This is a genomic window from Streptomyces sp. 130 (genome assembly GCF_007096885.1).
Lineage (GTDB): Bacteria > Actinomycetota > Actinomycetes > Streptomycetales > Streptomycetaceae > Streptomyces.
The window spans coordinates 81,690-97,407 of sequence record NZ_VJNO01000012.1; the positions used below are offsets into that span (position 1 = coordinate 81,690).

General features: G+C 74.4%; 14 protein-coding genes. 6 read left to right on the forward strand and 8 right to left on the reverse strand.

Features of this window, described 5'->3' with window-relative positions:
• Positions 1-139 precede the first annotated feature (139 nt).
• Positions 140-937, forward strand: a complete 798-nt coding sequence (locus tag FKN01_RS13240; RefSeq protein WP_313906148.1) for a hypothetical protein — start codon at positions 140-142, stop codon at positions 935-937.
• A 1-nt stretch (position 938) separates the two neighbouring features.
• On the opposite strand, the gene FKN01_RS13245 is transcribed toward FKN01_RS13240, so the two are convergent.
• Together FKN01_RS13245 and FKN01_RS13250 are read right to left on the reverse strand one after the other, a co-directional pair.
• Entirely contained in the window at positions 939-1,553 is a 615-nt protein-coding gene (locus FKN01_RS13245; protein ID WP_143619888.1) for a bifunctional 2-polyprenyl-6-hydroxyphenol methylase/3-demethylubiquinol 3-O-methyltransferase UbiG, read from the reverse strand.
• Between the two features lie 26 nt (positions 1,554-1,579).
• Positions 1,580-3,802, reverse strand: a complete 2,223-nt coding sequence (locus tag FKN01_RS13250; protein ID WP_143619890.1) for a serine/threonine-protein kinase — start codon at positions 3,800-3,802, stop codon at positions 1,580-1,582.
• Between the two features lie 307 nt (positions 3,803-4,109).
• Here FKN01_RS13250 and FKN01_RS13255 point away from each other — a divergent pair, with 307 nt between their 5' ends.
• From FKN01_RS13255 to FKN01_RS13270, 4 genes are read left to right on the forward strand one after another with little or no spacing between them, the layout of a single operon-like run.
• Positions 4,110-4,982 (forward strand): hypothetical protein, encoded by an 873-nt coding sequence (locus tag FKN01_RS13255; RefSeq protein WP_143619892.1) that lies wholly within the window; start codon positions 4,110-4,112, stop codon positions 4,980-4,982.
• Positions 4,979-6,211, forward strand: coding sequence for a fumarylacetoacetase (gene fahA, locus FKN01_RS13260; RefSeq protein ID WP_143619894.1), 1,233 nt, complete (start codon positions 4,979-4,981; stop codon positions 6,209-6,211). The genes FKN01_RS13255 and fahA overlap by 4 nt, the downstream gene beginning before the upstream one ends.
• Positions 6,208-6,906, forward strand: a complete 699-nt coding sequence (locus FKN01_RS13265) for an IclR family transcriptional regulator (RefSeq protein WP_143619896.1) — start codon at positions 6,208-6,210, stop codon at positions 6,904-6,906. Before fahA ends, FKN01_RS13265 begins: the two co-directional genes overlap by 4 nt.
• A gap of 42 nt (positions 6,907-6,948) precedes the next feature.
• Positions 6,949-7,647, forward strand: coding sequence for a GntR family transcriptional regulator (locus FKN01_RS13270; RefSeq protein WP_143619898.1), 699 nt, complete (start codon positions 6,949-6,951; stop codon positions 7,645-7,647).
• A gap of 31 nt (positions 7,648-7,678) precedes the next feature.
• Here the strand turns inward: FKN01_RS13270 and FKN01_RS13275 are convergent, their stop codons facing one another.
• The 6 genes from FKN01_RS13275 to FKN01_RS13300 all read right to left on the reverse strand — a co-directional run bounded on the left by FKN01_RS13275 (position 7,679) and on the right by FKN01_RS13300 (position 14,344).
• Positions 7,679-8,449, reverse strand: a complete 771-nt coding sequence (locus FKN01_RS13275) for an SDR family NAD(P)-dependent oxidoreductase (protein WP_143619900.1) — start codon at positions 8,447-8,449, stop codon at positions 7,679-7,681.
• Positions 8,450-8,493: 44 nt separating this feature from the next.
• On the reverse strand, positions 8,494-9,336 hold the full coding sequence (locus FKN01_RS13280) for a fumarylacetoacetate hydrolase family protein (RefSeq protein ID WP_143619902.1): 843 nt from the start codon (positions 9,334-9,336) through the stop codon (positions 8,494-8,496).
• 66 nt (positions 9,337-9,402) lie between these two features.
• Positions 9,403-10,761 carry an MFS transporter gene (locus tag FKN01_RS13285; RefSeq protein WP_143619904.1) on the reverse strand — a complete coding sequence of 453 codons (1,359 nt, stop codon included), beginning with the start codon at positions 10,759-10,761 and terminating at the stop codon, positions 9,403-9,405.
• Positions 10,762-10,836: 75 nt separating this feature from the next.
• Complete coding sequence (locus tag FKN01_RS13290; protein ID WP_143619906.1) at positions 10,837-11,925, reverse strand: mandelate racemase/muconate lactonizing enzyme family protein; 1,089 nt, start codon at positions 11,923-11,925, stop codon at positions 10,837-10,839.
• Positions 11,926-12,032: 107 nt separating this feature from the next.
• Positions 12,033-12,950 carry a 2-dehydropantoate 2-reductase gene (locus tag FKN01_RS13295; RefSeq protein ID WP_185992835.1) on the reverse strand — a complete coding sequence of 306 codons (918 nt, stop codon included), beginning with the start codon at positions 12,948-12,950 and terminating at the stop codon, positions 12,033-12,035.
• A gap of 206 nt (positions 12,951-13,156) precedes the next feature.
• Positions 13,157-14,344, reverse strand: a complete 1,188-nt coding sequence (locus FKN01_RS13300; protein WP_143619909.1) for a cellulose-binding domain-containing protein — start codon at positions 14,342-14,344, stop codon at positions 13,157-13,159.
• 358 nt (positions 14,345-14,702) lie between these two features.
• Here FKN01_RS13300 and FKN01_RS13305 point away from each other — a divergent pair, with 358 nt between their 5' ends.
• Positions 14,703-15,692 carry a polysaccharide deacetylase family protein gene (locus FKN01_RS13305; protein WP_143619911.1) on the forward strand — a complete coding sequence of 330 codons (990 nt, stop codon included), beginning with the start codon at positions 14,703-14,705 and terminating at the stop codon, positions 15,690-15,692.
• The last annotated feature ends 26 nt before the right edge of the window (positions 15,693-15,718 follow it).

The window sequence follows — 15,718 nt, forward strand, 5'->3', positions numbered from 1 at the left end:
AGGGCGTCCTGCCCTGGATTCGGCCGGAACCGATCCTACGATGGACCTAGTCCAAGTCAATACGAACATGCGATGGAATGGATCAACGGCCGCCGTATACCGCTTCCCGGCCAACACGGTTCGGACCAGGGGGGATCGAGTGCTCGTGCGGTCAGGTGGCACACGGCGTCGGCCGCCCGCCGCCGCCCTGCCCTGCGCCCTCGCGGGGCTGCCGCTCGCCGCGTGCGGAGCCGGTCGGGCCGGGTCGGCGCCGGCCGCGCCGGTCCCGTGGACGACGACGGCTCCCTCCTACGTCACCGGGGTCCGGCTCAGCGGGGACCGGACGCTCCTGTTCCAGGCCCGGGTGCCGAGCGGCGGCGCCGTATGCGTGCGGGACCTCGAGGCGGTGCTGGCCGACGCGACGACGGACCTGGCGCGGGTGCGGGTCACGTACGTCTCGCCGGCCGCCGACCGGGCGTCCGGGTGCACCGAGGAGAGGAGCGCCACGGCGAAGCCGGAACTGCCCGCGCCGCTCAGGGGCCGGGACGTGGTCGTCAACAACTTCACGACCTTCACCCCGGACGGTGCTACCCCGCCCGCGCTGCGGCTCTGCGGCCAGCTGGGCTGCGATCCGGCGCCCACGGGCTGCACCTCCGCGTCGTACGAGCAGGCGGTGCCGGCGACCGACGTGCCGCCGCACACGACGAGCCGGAACGCGCAGAGGTGCGACGGGGAGTGGCTGGTCCTGGACCTGTCCACGCGCATGGGGCCGGCGTGCGCCGGGGAGACGGACCCGGCCTGCTCGGCGCGGCAGGACGCCCGCTGGTTCTACCGGGCGCGGAAGACGGGCTGGCGGCCGGTCGCCCGCACGAGGTCCGGCGGCTGCACGGACGTCCACCGCGTCGAGCCCGCCTTCCCCAAGGCCCTGTGCGCGACGCTGGAACCGCTGTCGGGCTAGCCTAGGGGGCCTCTCGCCGGTGCACGCTCACCGCGTAGCCGCCGCCGTCGTACGGAGCGGCGTCCCAGGTGGCGAAGCGGTCGACGGGGCCGAGCCCGGCGGCGGCGCAGTGCGCGTCGTACCCGGAGAGCGTGAGGCCGGGCGGTACGGGGAGGTGGGCCTCGTCCAGGCCGAATCCGGCGACCAGCAGACCGCCCGGACGCAGCGCTCCGGCGAGGCGGGCGACGACGGTGGCCTCGGTGCCGGGGGCGAGCAGGGCCATCACGTTGCCCGCGGCGACGACGAGGTCGAACCCCGGTTCGATGGAGAGCGCCTCCGGGTCGAAGCCGGCCAGGTCGGCCCGGTGCCAGGGCAGCCCGGGCGCCTGCTTGCGCGCGACGGCCAGCATCGAGGCGTCGACGTCCACCCCGGTGCAGTCGTACCCGAGTTCGGCGAGCCGGATCGCGACCCGGCCGGTGCCGCAGCCGGCGTCCAGCACCCGTGCCCCGGCGGGCACCAGGGCGGCGCAGAACCGTGCCTCGCCGTGCATGTCCTTGCCACTGCGGGCCAGGGCCGCGAAGCGGGCGGCGTAGTCCTCGCCCGAGGTGTCTCCGGTCAGTTCGGTCCAGCGGTTCATGCGGGCCACTGTAGACGGGGCCCCGGTCAGCCGGATTCCGGCGGGTGGTGGGCGTCGAAGGCGAAGACGGTGTTCCGGGCCGCCGCCACGACCACCGCGCGTCCGGCGACGGTCACGCGCGGGCTCGCGCCCTCCTCGCCGGTCAGGCCGTCGGCCCTCGGGTCCGTCGCCCACAGCACCCTGCCGTCCGACGGGGAGAGGGCGACCACGCGGCCGGTGGCGGAGCTGAAGAACAGGGCACCGTCCCCGGCCGCGGGGCCCGACGCGCCCTCCACGCTGGTCTGCCGGGACCACTTCTTCCGGCCGGTCGCGGCGTCGAACGCGGTGACGCGGCCGGTCCGCCCGCTCACGTACACGGTGCCGTCCGCCATGCCGGGCGTGCCGTCGTACGTGGCGGGCAGCCGGGCCTCCGTGACCTGTCCGGAGGCCGGGTCGACCCGGACCACCGCGTCGTACCCGGTGCGCGCCGGCCCGTCCCGGTGCTCCCGGAGCAGGACGAGCCGGCCGCCGGCGACGCCCACCGGCACGACGGGGCCGTCGACCTCGATGGCCTCGCCCCAGGCGCCGGAGACCGGGTCGAGGGGGTACAGGGCCGGGTGGAGCACCGCCGAGGCGTCGAGCTCGGCGTCGGTCGCGCACATGGCGAGCAGCCGGGTGCCCACGGGGACGGGGGCGCACCGGGAACCGGCGGGGAACGGCGCGGTCCGGGCGAGGTCGCCGGTGTGCGCGTCCCGGGTTTCGAAGGCGGTGTCGGAGGCGTCGACCGTGATCACGTCGGTGCCGAGGACCACGGCGTCCCGGGTCCGGCCCGTGACGGCCGTCGACTGGGCGCCGGAGCGGGTGGACCACAGCTCCCTGCCGCTGCCGGCGTCGAGGGCGACCACCTCGTCGTAGGTGCCGCGCGGGTCGTCCTGGGCGGCGATGCGGTAGCCGAGCACGGTGTCGTCGGTGGCGCCGACGAGGTGCAGGCCCTGGACGGGGATGCCCGGGCTCTTCGCCGTCCAGGCGCGTGAGCCGTCCCGGACGTCGATCCGCGCGGCGACGACCCCGCCGCCCCCGCAGAACACGGCGTCGGCGCGGGCGACGCACCGCAGTTCGTCCGGGATGTCCTCGCGGCCGCCCGGCACGGTCACGCGCCAGGGCGCGAAGCCGGCCGGCAGGGAGCCGGCGGGCGCGGCGACCGTGCGGGCCTTGCCCTCGTCCCGGTCCTCGCCGACGCCGCCCGCCCGGAGGGCCGCGACTCCCCCGCCGATCGCCGCCACGGCGACCGCCGCCGCGAGCACGGGCCGCCAGCGCCCGCGCAGCCCGCGTCCGCCCGCGGGGCCGGTCTCCCGCGGGTCGGGGGCGTCCGGCGCCGGGGTGTCGCGGGTGGCCAGGTGGTGCTGGGTGGCCACGTCCCGGGTGCGGCCGGCGGTGCGCCCGCCCGCCACCGCGCCTCCGAGGTCGGCGGGCAGGTCCCGTAGCAGCTCCAGGAGCTCGTCGGCCGAGGGGCGGCCCCCGGGCTCCTTGACGAGGCACGGTTCGACGACCGTGCGCAGCGCCGCCGGCACGGCGTCCAGCGAGGGTTCCTCGTGCACCACCTGGTAGGCCGTGAGGTAGGGGCTGTCCGCGTCGAAGGGGCCGTGGCCGGTGGCCGCGTACACCAGGAGGGTCGCCAGCGAGAAGACGTCGGAGCGCGGTCCGACGCCGCGCGGTGCCTGGAGCTGTTCCGGCGACATGAAGGGCGGGGTGCCGATGACGCGTCCGGTCATCGTCAGGGTCTGCTGGTCGGCGGCGCGCGAGATGCCGAAGTCGATGACGCGGGGCCCTTCCGGGGACAGCACGACGTTCGACGGCTTCAAGTCGCGGTGGACGACCCCGACGCGGTGGATGTCGCGCAGCGCCTCGGCGAGCCCGATGGCCAGGCCGCGCAGTGCGGCGCCGTGCAGCGGGCCCTCGGCGGCGATGCGCTCGGCGAGGGTGGGTCCCGGGATGTAGGTGGTCGCCATCCAGGGCTGCTCGGCCTCGGGCGCGGCGTCCACCACGGCGGCGGTGAAGGCGCCGCTGACCCGGCGCGCCGCCGCGACCTCCTGGCGGAAGCGGATGCGGAATTCGCTGTCGTCGGCGAACTGCTGGTGGATCAGCTTGATCGCGACGGGCCTGCCGGAGCTCGTACGGGCCAGGAAGACCGTGCCCATGCCACCTGAACCGAGCCTGGCCTCCAGCGGATAACCGCCGATCTCGGCTGGATCGCCTGCGCGCAGCGACACTCTTCCCGACCTCTCGTACCCGTGCGTCTCCACCGTCCCGGACCGCCCGTCCGTGCTGGACACAAACTAGCCGCAGGGTGGCCGGGCGGAGCAAAGCGGGTGAGACGTGCGGGCGGGTACGTGGTAGGGGCCGCCCCGGCCGGGACCGGGACGGCCCGTCGGGTCAGCGGGGGCCGGGGTGCTGCCGGACACCGTCCCGTTCACCGGTGGCGCCGGGCGTCTCGTTCCAGGTCCACCTGGCGAGCGGCGACCGATATCAGAACAGATACCGTTCGCATTGCGGGACCCGTCGGCTAGGGTGTCGCGCGTGTCCTTCCCTCTCGCCTTCCGTCATCTCGTGGACGACGCCTCGGTGTTCCCGCCCGGCCTGGCTCCGCTGCCGCGCGCCGTGGCCGAGCACGCCGGGCATCTCGCGTCCGGCCACGCCGAGTTCGTCGGCCCGTTCGTGATCGGTGCCGACCGGCTCGGCGAACTGACCGCACTGGCCGGGCCCCGGCTGTTCCCCGGTGGGCTGCGGGTGAGCGTGGTGGCCGGGCCGGCCGCGCTCCCGGCGGTCCGGGCCGCCTTCGCGGGGACCGGCCGGCTCGTGCCGGCGGCCGTCGAGTTCAAGCCGGATGCCGCCCGGCCGCTCGGGCCGCAGCTCGACGACCTGGCCGCGCCCGGCTTCCCCGGCACGGTGTACGTGGAGGTCCCGCGCCCTGGTACGCCGGAGTGGGAGCAGGCGCTCGCGCTGGTGGTACGGCACGGCTTCCGGCTGAAGTTGCGCACCGGCGGCACCGAGGCGGCGGCGTTCCCGGCCGAGGACGAGGTGGCGGCGTGGATCGCCGGGGCCGTCGCCGCGGGCGTGCCCTTCAAGTGCACGGCGGGGCTGCACCACGCGGTCCGGCACACCGCCCCGGCCACCGGCTTCGAGCACCACGGCTTCCTCAACGTGCTCCTGGCGACGGCGCGGGCCCGCGCCGGAGCGTCCCCGTCCGACGTCCGCGCGGCCCTCGCCGAGCGCGCCCCGGAGGCGCTGGCCCGTGCCGTGACCGCGCTCCCGGCCGCCGAAGCCGCCGCCGCGCGGGAGGCGTTCGTCTCGTACGGGTCGTGCAGCGTGCTCGAACCGCTGGAGGACCTGACCGCCCTGGGCCTGCTCGGCCCCTCGACCGCTACCGATTCCGAAGGACTTCACGCATGAGCACCTATCCCGAGACCTGGGTCGAGGCCGTGGCCGGCAGCGCGTACGACGTCGACAACCTCCCCTACGCCGTCTTCTCCACCGCGGACACCGCCCCGCGCATCGGCGTCCGCATCGGTGACCACGTCCTGGACCTGGGCGCCGCCGCCACCGGACTGCGCCCCGACTGGGCGCCGCTGCTCGACGCGCCCGCGCTCAACCCGCTGATGGCCGCGGGCGCGCCGGTGTGGGCGCAGGTCCGGGCCTGGACCGTCGAGCTGCTCACCGACACCGCGTACCGCGACCGCGTCCGCCTGGTGCCGCTGGCCGATGTCACGCTGCGCCTGCCGTTCGAGGTCGGCGACTACGTCGACTACTACGCCTCCGTGGACCACGCCACCAACGTCGGGCGGATCTTCCGGCCGGACGGGGACGCGCTGATGCCCAACTGGCGCCACCTGCCGGTCGCGTACCACGGACGCGCGGGCTCCATCGTCGTCTCCGGCACCCCCGTGCACCGCCCGGCCGGACAGCGCAAGGCGCCCACCGACCCGGCGCCCGTCTTCGGCCCGTCGCTGCGCCTGGACATCGAGGCCGAACTCGGCTTCGTCGTCGGGCGTACGGTCCCGCTCGGGCAGCGCGTCGCGACCTCCGAGTTCGCCGAGACCGTCTTCGGCGTCACCGGCGTCAACGACTGGTCCTCGCGCGACATCCAGGCCTGGGAGTACGTCCCGCTGGGCCCCAACCTGGGCAAGTCCTTCGCCACCAGCATCAGCGCCTGGGTGACCCCGCTCGCCGCACTGGAGCACGCCCGCACCGACCTGCCCGGCCAGAGCCCCGCCGTACTGCCGTACCTGCGCGAGGAAGGCCCGTCCGGCTACGACATCGATGTGGAGGTCGAGGTCAACGGCACGGTGGTGGCGCGTCCGCCGTACGCGTCGATGTACTGGTCGCCCGCGCAGATGCTGGCCCACCTCACGGTCAACGGCGCCTCGCTGCGGGTCGGCGACTTCTACGCCTCGGGCACCATCTCCGGCCCCGAGAAGCACCAGCGGGGCTCGTTCCTCGAACTGTCCTGGGGCGGCAAGGAGACCTGGACGGCGGGCGGCGAGGAGCGCACGTTCCTCCAGGACGGCGACGAGGTCGTCCTGCGCTACTCGGCGCCCGGGGCGCGGGGGCGCATCGGCCTGGGCGAGGTCCGTGGCAGGATTCTCCCGACCGTCCGGCCGCTCCCCGAAGAGGTGGAATGACCCCGCCGAGCGACTCCGAGGGCGGCGGCTCACAGACCCTGGAGCGCGGACTCGCCCTCCTCGTCGAACTGAGCCGCCACCCGGAGGGGCTGAACACCAGTCAGGTCGCCGCCGCGGCAGGCCTCCACCGCTCCATCGCGCACCGCCTCCTGGTCTCGCTCCACCGGACCGGGTTCGCCGCCCGCGACGACGTGGGCCGTTACGTCGTGGGCCCGGCCGTGACCGGGCTCCTCGGCGGCACGGGCCCCAGTCTGCGGACCGTCGCGGAGCCCGTCCTGCACCGCCTCGCCCGCCGCCTGGACGCCACCGCGAGCCTGGTCGAGGCCGTCGGCACCGCCGCCGTCACCACGGTGGTGGCCGAACCGCCGACGGACGGCCCCCTGTTCTGGTACCGCAAGGGCAGCCGCGACCCCCTGGACCACGGCTCCGGCGGCCTGGCCGCCCTGGCCTCCGGTCCGCCGCGCGCCGCCGAACCGCCCCGCGTACAGGCGATCCGCGAGTCCGGTTACGTCATCACCCACGGCGAGGTCAACATCGGCGCCCACGGCATCGCGGCCCCCCTGCCGGGCTGGCCGGTCCGGGCCGCGATCAACGTGGTCACCTCCGACCCGGAACTCGCCGACCGGGCCGTCCCGCACGTCGTGGATGCCGCGGCGGCGATCGGCACGCTGAGCGACCACCTCGGCGCGGGCTGAGCAGGGCGACCCACGACCTGCACATTCTCTATGATTGGGGTCATGGGGAACGGGATTCGACAGGATGTGCTGGCCGAGCGGGTCTACGAGGACATCAAGGCCATGGTCATGGACCACGGCATCGCCCCGGGCGCCCGGGTGGGCATCGACGCGCTGGCCCGCCGGCTCGACGTGTCGGCCACCCCGGTGCGCGAGGCTCTGGCACGGCTGGAATCGGACGGCCTCGTGGTCAAGCGGCCGAACGCCGGCTACCGGGCGACCGACCTGCTCGACCCGGACGGCCTGCGCGACCTGTTCGAGATGCGGCTGCTCCTGGAGCCGAAGGCCGCCTCGCTCGCCGCGGAGAACGCCGACGGACCGGCTCTCCAGCGGCTGCGGGACATCGTGGAGCGGATGCGCGGCCATCCCGAGACCGGTGAGAGCTACGCGGTCTACCACCGGTTCGCCCTGCTGGACCAGGAGTTCCACGACGTGCTGGCCCTGGCGGCGGGCCGCCCGCTGCTCGCCGACGCGGTGAACCGCCTCCACTCCCATCTGCACCTGTTCCGCCTGACCAGCGCGCCGGGCGCGGCCGGCACGACGATCGAGGAGCACGAGCGCATCCTGGACGCGGTGGCCCGGCGCAACCCGGAGCAGGCCGCCGAGGCGATGACGACGCACCTGCGCTCCAGCCGCGTACGCCACCGCACCGCCGCGCCGCCGCACGACAACGGGAAGCGGACGCGGGCGCGCACCTCGTGAGGTGCGAGGGCCCGCCCGCGTCCGCCCGTGATCACTGCGGGCGCAGCCGCAGCCCCTGCATTCCGCCGTCCACGGCGAGGTCGGTGCCGGTGGTGGCGCCCGACCGGGGGCTCGCCAGGTAGGCCACGGCATGGGCGACTTCGGCGGCGCTGACGAGGCGACCGCTCGGCTGGCGGGCGGCCAGTGCGGCACGCTCCGCCTCCGGGTCGTCCGCGGCGTCCAGCAGGCGGCCGACCCAGGGGGTGTCCGCCGTGCCGGGGTTCACGCAGGTGACGCGGATGCCCTCGCGGAGGTGATCGGCGGCCATGGCCCGGGTCAGGGCCAGGACGGCGCCCTTGCTGGCCGAGTAGAGGGCCCGCTGCGGCAGTCCGGCCGTGGCCGCGATCGAGCACATGTTGACGACCGCCGCATGGCCCGCCCCGCCCGCGGCCGCCGCCCGGAGTGCGGGGAGGGCCGCCGCCGTGACCCGGGCGATGCCGACGACGTTGACGTCGAGCACCCGGTGCCACTGCGCCGGGGTGTTGTCCTCGACGGTGCCCTGTGCTCCCATCCCCGCGTTGTTGACCAGGACGTTCATCCCGCCGAGGCGGGCCGTCACCTCCTCGACGGCGGCGCGCACGGCGTCGTCGTCCGTCACGTCGCAGCGCACGTGGAGGAAGGGCCCCTCGGAGGCGTCCCGGTCGAGCACGGCCACCCGTGCGCCGCGCGCGTGCAGTTCGCGGGCGGTGGCCAGGCCGATTCCGGAGGCGCCGCCGGTCACGACCGCGGCGAGGCCGGCGAACTCGGGTGCGGGTGCTGTCATGGGGGTCTGCTCCTGTGTCATCGGGGGGCCTGGGCGGTCATGGGTCATCGGGGGGCCTGGGCGGTCATGGTCTGGCGCTGCCTGCCGAGCCCTTCGCCTTCCAGCTCCACGACGTCGCCCGCGGCCAGGTAGGGGAAGCGGCCGGAGAGGGCGACCCCCTCGGGCGTGCCGGTCAGGACGAGGTCGCCGGGCTCCAGGGTCATGAACCGGCTGAGCCGGTAAAGGATTTCGGGGACCGGAAAGATCATGTCGGCGGTGCTCGAGTCCTGCCGCGCCGCCCCGTTGACCCGGCTGCGCAGCCGCACCGCCGCGGGGTCGAGCGCGTCGCCGGTGACCAGCCACGGCCCCACGGGCGTGAACGTGGGCGCGCACTTGCCCTTGGACCACTGGCCGCCCGAGGTGTGCAGTTGCAGCTCGCGCTCGGAGACGTCGTTGACGAGGACGTAGCCGGCGATGTGGGACGCGGCGTCGGCGGGCGATCCGAGGTAGCTCGTACGCCGCCCGACGACCACGCCGAGCTCGGCCTCCCAGTCCGTCATGGTGCTGCCGCGCGGGATGGTGACCGGGTCGTCCGGGCCGACCACGGTGTTGGGGTGCTTGAGGAACACCACCGGCTCGGTGGGCGGTTCGGCGCCGGACTCGGCCGCGTGTTTCGCGTAGTTCATGCCCACGCAGACGACCGCGGCGGGCCGGGTGAGGGGCGGGCCGTGGCGCAGCCCCCGGGCGCCCGGGAGTTCGGGCAGTGCGGTCACGTCGAGCGCGGGCAGGCCGTGCTCCAGGAACTCCGGGGTGATGTCCGGGGTCACTCCCCGCAGATCGAGGACGCGGTCGCCGTCGAGGACGACGGGGATCTCCTGGCCCGGGGGGCCGAGGCGGGCGATGCGCATGGTGCCTTCCTGAGGTGGTGCGGATGCTCGGGCGGCCGGCCTGCGGGCGGCCGGCCGGCTGCTGCTTCAGCGGTAGGTGCCGGTCGAGGCGTGCAGTTCGGTGACGGTGGTGGCGGCGAGGTCCCGCCCCCGGGTCTCGGGGCCGAGGGCCACCGCGACGCCGCCGATCAGGCATGCGGCGATGACGAAGAGGGCGACGCCCCAGGAGCGGTCCCCCGCCGCGGCGACCAGGGCGACGGCGATGAGCGGGGTGAGCCCGCCGGTGACCGCGCCGGCGACCTCCCGGTACAGGGCGAGCCCGGTGAACCGGGAGCGGGCGGTGAACAGCTCGCTGTAGTAGGCGGCCTGCGGGGCGAACATGCAGCCCACCCCGATGCCCATGCTCGCCACGACGGCCAGCGTGACGGCGAGCGAGCTGTGCGTGTGGTCGATGATCCAGAAGTACGGGAAGACGAAGGCGGCCGAGAAGACGATGCCCGCCAGCGCCACCGGCTTGCGGCCGACGCGGTCGGTGAGGTGCCCGAAGAGGACGAGGGTCACGGCGGTCACGGCGGTGCCGACGGTGACCGCGAGGGGCCCGGTCGAACTGGACATCTCCAGCGTGTCGGTGAGATAGGCGGCCAGGAACGTCAGATTCAGATAGGCCACGACGTTCTGGGCGGTCTGCAGCCCGAAGACGACCAGGCCGGCCTTCCACTCGTGGCGCACGACGTCCCGCACCGGCGAGACCTGGTCCGTCTCGGTGCGCTCCTGGGCCGCCTCGAAGGCGGGGCTCTCGGTCAGCCGCAGCCGGATGACGAGCGCCACGCCGATCACGAGCACACTGGCCGCGAAGGGAATCCGCCAGCCCCAGGCCAGGAACTGGTCCTCGGGCAGCTGGGTGACCAGCGCGAAGGCGCCGGAGGCCATGAGGATGCCGATGTAGACGCCGATGCTGGGTGCCGCGCCGAACAGTCCGCGCCTGCGCGGCTCGGAGAACTCGGTGGTCAGCACGGCCGCCCCGCCGTACTCCGCGCCCGCGCCGAGCCCCTGGACCGCCCGCAGCACGACCAGCAGGACGGGCGCGAACACACCCGCCTGGTCGTACGTGGGCACGAGGGCCATGCCGACGGTGGAGGCGCCCATCACCAGCAGGGTGAGGACCAGGACGCGTTTGCGGCCGAAGAGGTCGCCGAGGCGTCCGAAGACGACGCCGCCGAGCGGCCGAACGAAGTAGCCGATGGCGAGCGTGCCGAACGAGGCGAGCAGCGAGGCCGTGGCGTCGAACGACGGGAAGATGATCTTGTTGAAGACGAGGGCCGCGGCGGTGCCGTAGAGATAGAAGTCGTACCACTCCAGGGCCGAGCCGACCAGTGAGGCCAGCAGGACTCGGCGGCGGTGCGCGGCGGCTGCCGGGGCGGGCCTGGCCGGGGTGAGGGTGGACATCGTCGTCCTCCGGGTGTGCTGGGACAGCGGGACGGGGGCGGTGACGTGCGGGTCGGGGCGGCTCGGGACCGGCGGTCAGGCGACACGCCGGTCGTCGATGGCGTCGGCGTCCCAGGCGATGCCGAGGCCGGGCTCGGACGGTGCGTGGGCGAGGCCGCCGTCGATCCGGATTCCGCGCTGCGTGACGGCGCGCAGCTGCGGGATGTACTCGACATAGCGGGCGTTGGGCACGGCGGCGGCCAGGCTGACGTGGATCTCCATCAGGAAGTGCGGGCAGACCTCGGCGTTGAACGCCTCAGCGAGGTGGGCCACCTTGAGCCAGGGCGTGATGCCGCCGATCCGGGCCACGTCGGGCTGCACGATGCCCGCCGCGCCGCGCTGCAGGTACTCACGGAAGTGGCCCAGCGAGTACATCGACTCCCCGACGGCCACCGGTACGGACGTCGAGGCGGCGAGCCGTTCGTGTCCCGCCACGTCCTCGGCGGGCAGCGGCTCCTCCAGCCAGCCGATGTCGTACGGCTCCAGCAGGGCGGCGCGGCGCACGGCCTCGGCACCGGTGAACGCCTGGTTGGCGTCGACCATGATGTCCAGTCCGGGGCCGACCGCCTCGCGCACGGCCCGGATGCGGGCGGCGTCCTCGCCCGGACTCGGCTTGCCCACCTTGATCTTGACGCCGGAGAACCCCTGCCGCTCGGCCTCGCGGGCACCGGCGACCAGCTCGTCCTCGCCGAGCTGGAGCCAGCCGCGCTCGGTGTCGTACACCGGTACCGCCGGCCGGGCGCCGCCCGCCACGCGCCACAGCGGCTCGCCCGCCCGCAGGCAGCGCAGATCCCACAGGGCGAGGTCCACGGCGGCGAGGCCCAGGGCGGTGAGCGCCCCCACCATCGTGGCCCGCGTGCTGTCGTACATCGTCCGCCAGGCGCCCTCGATCTCCCGGGAGTCATGGCCGGCGAGCGCGGGCAGCAGGTGGTCGCGCAGCATCGCCAGCACGGCCCGGCCGCCGGTGCCGATGGTGTACGCGTATCCGGTGCCGGTCAGGCCTTCGTCCGTCGTCACCTCCACGAAGAGCGTCTCCTGCTTGAGGAACGCCTGGGTGGCGTCGGTGCGCACCGTCTCCACCTCGATGTCGACGAGGTACGCCTCCGTCTTGATCACTTTTGCCACTGCTGCTCTCCGAGCCTTGTACGTGTAAGAGGTTGAAGTCGTGCAGGAGTTGAAGTCGTGCAGGGGTTGAGGTCGCGCAGGGGTTGAGGCCGCGCGCGGGACGCCCGTCAGGGGCGCGCCGCGTCGAGTGCGGCGACGAGCGCCAGGACGGTCCGGCACATGGGCACCGCGATCCCCCGGGCGTCCGCCCTGCGGACGACGGCGCCGAGGAGCCCGTCGTGTTCCATGGGCCGGCCGGCGAGGCGGTCGGCGAGCATCGAGGAGCCGGCCCCGGGCGGGCGGGCGTCGATCCAGGCGAGAGCCTCACCGGTGGCGTTCCCGGGCAGCCGGGCGCCCTCGGCCCGGCCCACCTCGGCCACCTCGGTGAGCATGGTGGCCGCCACGGCCCGTACGGCCGGGTCCGCGAAGACCTCGACGCGGCGGGAGGTGAGCGCGGTGACGGGGTTGGCGACGGCGTTGACCATGAGCTTGCGCCAGGCGGCAGTGGTGAAGTCGGCGACCGGGTCCACCCCGAGCCCGGTGCCGGCGAGCAACGGGAGGGCCCTGCGGGCCGGTTCGTCGTCGCCGATGACGAGCCCCGCCCCTTCGCCGCGCACCGAGACCCGGTTCCCGACGAGGCGTTCCGCGTTGAAGTGGACGAGCGCCGGGACCACTTGGCCGGGCGGGGCCCAGGGGGCCGCCTGCTCGCGGTGCTCGACGCCGTTCTGCGCGACGACCACCACGGTCCCGCCGCCGACGAGCCGCTTCAGCCAGGCGCGGGCCGCGTCCCCCTGGTGCAGCTTGGTCGTCACGAGGACCCAGGCGGCCGGGCGCGCCCTCGCCGGGTCGTCCTGCCAGTGCACCCGCGCCGTGCGGGTGCCCCCGTCACCGGTCTGCTCGATGCAGCGGACGGGCGCCGAGCCCGGCCGTCCGCAGAGCGTGACCGGATGCCCCCGCAGGGCGAGCCGGCCCGCCAGGGCGAGGCCGACGGCTCCCGGGCCCACGACGGAGACCGGACCGGCTGCGGACACCCCATGCCCAGGCACACTCACACCTCCACGGTTCATATAGGAAACTGTGTGGAGTTGCAGAATGCTATAGGTTTCTCGGGAAAACAACCCCCCCGCATTCGCCCGCGCCCCCTCGCGCATGGGCGCCCGGACACGCCGAAGGGCCGGTGCCGGCCTCTTCCGAAGCCCGCACCGGCCCTGCGCGGGCCGCCCGTCTCCCGCTCGCCGGGCGCCCCGCGCCCTCAGCAGCCGATCGGCGCCGAGCCCACGGCCACATCGTCGAACCACAGGGTGTCGTCGCCGACCCCGTAGCTCTCCCAGCCGAGCCGCAGGGCGGTGGGCCGGGGCGGAGTGGTCCGCGAGAGCCACTGGTCGTCCACGTCACGGGTGGGTTCGCCGTCAGCGTGCAGACCGGGCACCTGCTCGTCGTTCAGCCAGGTGTCGAGCCCGGGCGCCGAGGTGTCGACCGCGAACCGCAGGCACTGCCAGCTGCCCGTCGGCAGGGGCCTGCTCAGCCCCACCCCGGTCGGGCTCTGGGCCGGGAGCGTCGCGTCGTCGGTCTCCCGGTTCCACTGGAGCGCCCCGTTCTGCCCGCCGATCCGCAGGGCCTTGCCGCCCTGGGAGCTGTCGGGCATCGACACGAAGGCGACGTGCGCCGCCGGGAGCGCCGTGGTGTGCCGCACCCACATGCGCACGTACAGCACGGGGCCCACTGACGACAGGTCCGCGGTGGAGGCCACGAAGGCGTGGTTGCAGTAGCCGGCCTTCCCGTCCAGCCGCAGCGAGCGCGTGCCGCTGTGCGCGATCGCGGTGTCCACGGCGGCGGTCCCGGTGCCCTGGCAGTCGGGCGCGGTGAACCGCCAGTTCCCGGCGGGGGCCGGCCCCGCTTGGTTTTCGAAGTCGTCGCAGACCACCGCGTCACCGCACTCGGCGGGGGGCGGCGTGGTGGGCGGCGGTGTCGTGGGAGGCGGCGTGGTCGGGGGTGTGGTGCCGTCGCCGCCGCAGGAGACGCCGTTGAGGGCGAAGTCGGTGGGCGCGGGGCCGCCCGACTGCGAGGTCCCCTGCACCCCGAAGGAGACGGTGCCGCCTTCGGCCACCGCCCCGTTCCAGGCCGTGCTGACGGCGGTCACGGCGTGGCCGGTCTGCGTGACCGTGGCGTTCCAGCCGGAGGTGATGTGCTGGTCACCGGCGTACGTCCAGGTCAGCCGCCAGCTGCTGAGCGCCGGGCCCTCGTTGGTGACACGCACCTCCGCGGTGTAGCCGCCGGTCCACTCGTTGGCGGTGTAGTCGACGTCGCAGCCGGGCGCGGACTCCGCCGCCGCGGCCGGCCCCCCGGCGGGCATGGCGACGAAGAGCGACAGGGCCAGCGCCGCGGCGGCACCGGCCGCGGTCCAGGGTCTGCGCGGTAAGCGGCGGGGGTGGATGGTCATGTGCGCCTCCTCGGGGGCGTGGGGAAGTGGTGGGAGCGCTCCCATGTATGACAGCGAGTTGACGGAGCACTGTCAATACGATGACGCGGCGGGATTTCCGAGCGACCCGAAAGTTTCGCCGCACGAGCCTCTTCCGCGAAGCCCCGGCAGCCTCGCGCGCCGGCACGATCTTCCGGCGCACGGCCCCCCACGCCGCTGACGTGCGAAGTTGCGGCCCAAGCCCGTACAACAGGAGACCGACGCTTTCGAAATAATTGCCGAAACCATTGACAGCCACCGGGGCGGCCCAAAAACTCCGTGCTCAGGCCCGGCCGCGCCGCCCGTGCGGCCGGAACTCCCTTTCCTGGAGGACCCCTTCATGCGTCTCCGATTCCACCGCCGCCCGGCCGCCCTGGCGGCGGGGCTCGTGCTCGCCGCGGCGAGTTCCCTGGGCCTGACCGCCACGGCCGCCGCCCCGGCCCAGGCCGCCGCCTGCAACGGCTACGTGGGCCTGACGTTCGACGACGGCCCGTCCAACGACCACACCCCCGCCCTGCTCAACGCCCTCAAGCAGAACGGTCTGCGGGCCACCATGTTCAACGAGGGCCAGTTCGCCGCCTCGTACCCGGCGCAGGTGAAGGCCCAGGTCGACGCGGGCATGTGGGTCGGCAACCACAGCTACACCCACCCCCACCTCACCCAGCAGAGCCAGGCTCAGATGGACTCGGAGATCTCCCGGACCCAGCAGGCCGTCGCGGCCGCCGGCGGCGGCACACCGAAGCTGTTCCGGCCGCCGTACGGGGAGACCAACTCCACCCTCAAGGCCGTCGAGGCCAAGTACGGCCTCACGGAGGTGATCTGGGACGTCGACTCGCAGGACTGGAACGGGGCGAGCACCGACGCGATAGTCCAGGCCGTGTCGCGCCTCTCCAGCGGCCAGGTCATCCTGATGCACGAGTGGCCCGCCAACACCCTGGCCGCCATTCCGCGCATCGCCCAGTCGCTGGCCTCCCGGGGCCTGTGCTCCGGCATGATCTCGCCGCAGACCGGGCGGGCCGTCGCACCCGACGGCAGCAGCGGCGGAGGCGACGGCGGGAACACCGGCGGCTGCACCGCGACCCTGTCCGCCGGCCAGAGCTGGGGCGACCGCTACAACCTCAACGTCTCCGTGACGGGCTCGTCCAACTGGACGGTGACCCTGCGCCTCCCCTCCCCGGAGCGGGTGCTCACCACCTGGAACATCAGCGCCTCCTACCCCAGCGCCCAGGTGCTCGTCGCGAAGCCCAACGGCAGCGGCAACAACTGGGGCCTGACGATCCAGACCAACGGCAACTGGACCTGGCCCACGGTCTCCTGCGCCACGGGCTGAACTCCCCCGCCCCCATGGTGAAGCGC

Excerpts from the sequence above, each read along its gene's own strand:
- FKN01_RS13245 (WP_143619888.1), bottom strand. The coding sequence starts at position 1,553 with ATGAACCGCTGGACCGAACTGACCGGAGACACCTCGGGCGAGGACTAC.
- fahA (WP_143619894.1), top strand. The coding sequence starts at position 4,979 with ATGAGCACCTATCCCGAGACCTGGGTCGAGGCCGTGGCCGGCAGCGCG.
- FKN01_RS13265 (WP_143619896.1), top strand. The coding sequence starts at position 6,208 with ATGACCCCGCCGAGCGACTCCGAGGGCGGCGGCTCACAGACCCTGGAG.
- FKN01_RS13270 (WP_143619898.1), top strand. The coding sequence starts at position 6,949 with ATGGGGAACGGGATTCGACAGGATGTGCTGGCCGAGCGGGTCTACGAG.
- FKN01_RS13275 (WP_143619900.1), bottom strand. The coding sequence starts at position 8,449 with ATGACAGCACCCGCACCCGAGTTCGCCGGCCTCGCCGCGGTCGTGACC.
- FKN01_RS13280 (WP_143619902.1), bottom strand. The coding sequence starts at position 9,336 with ATGCGCATCGCCCGCCTCGGCCCCCCGGGCCAGGAGATCCCCGTCGTC.
- FKN01_RS13285 (WP_143619904.1), bottom strand. The coding sequence starts at position 10,761 with ATGTCCACCCTCACCCCGGCCAGGCCCGCCCCGGCAGCCGCCGCGCAC.
- FKN01_RS13300 (WP_143619909.1), bottom strand. The coding sequence starts at position 14,344 with ATGACCATCCACCCCCGCCGCTTACCGCGCAGACCCTGGACCGCGGCC.
- FKN01_RS13305 (WP_143619911.1), top strand. The coding sequence starts at position 14,703 with ATGCGTCTCCGATTCCACCGCCGCCCGGCCGCCCTGGCGGCGGGGCTC.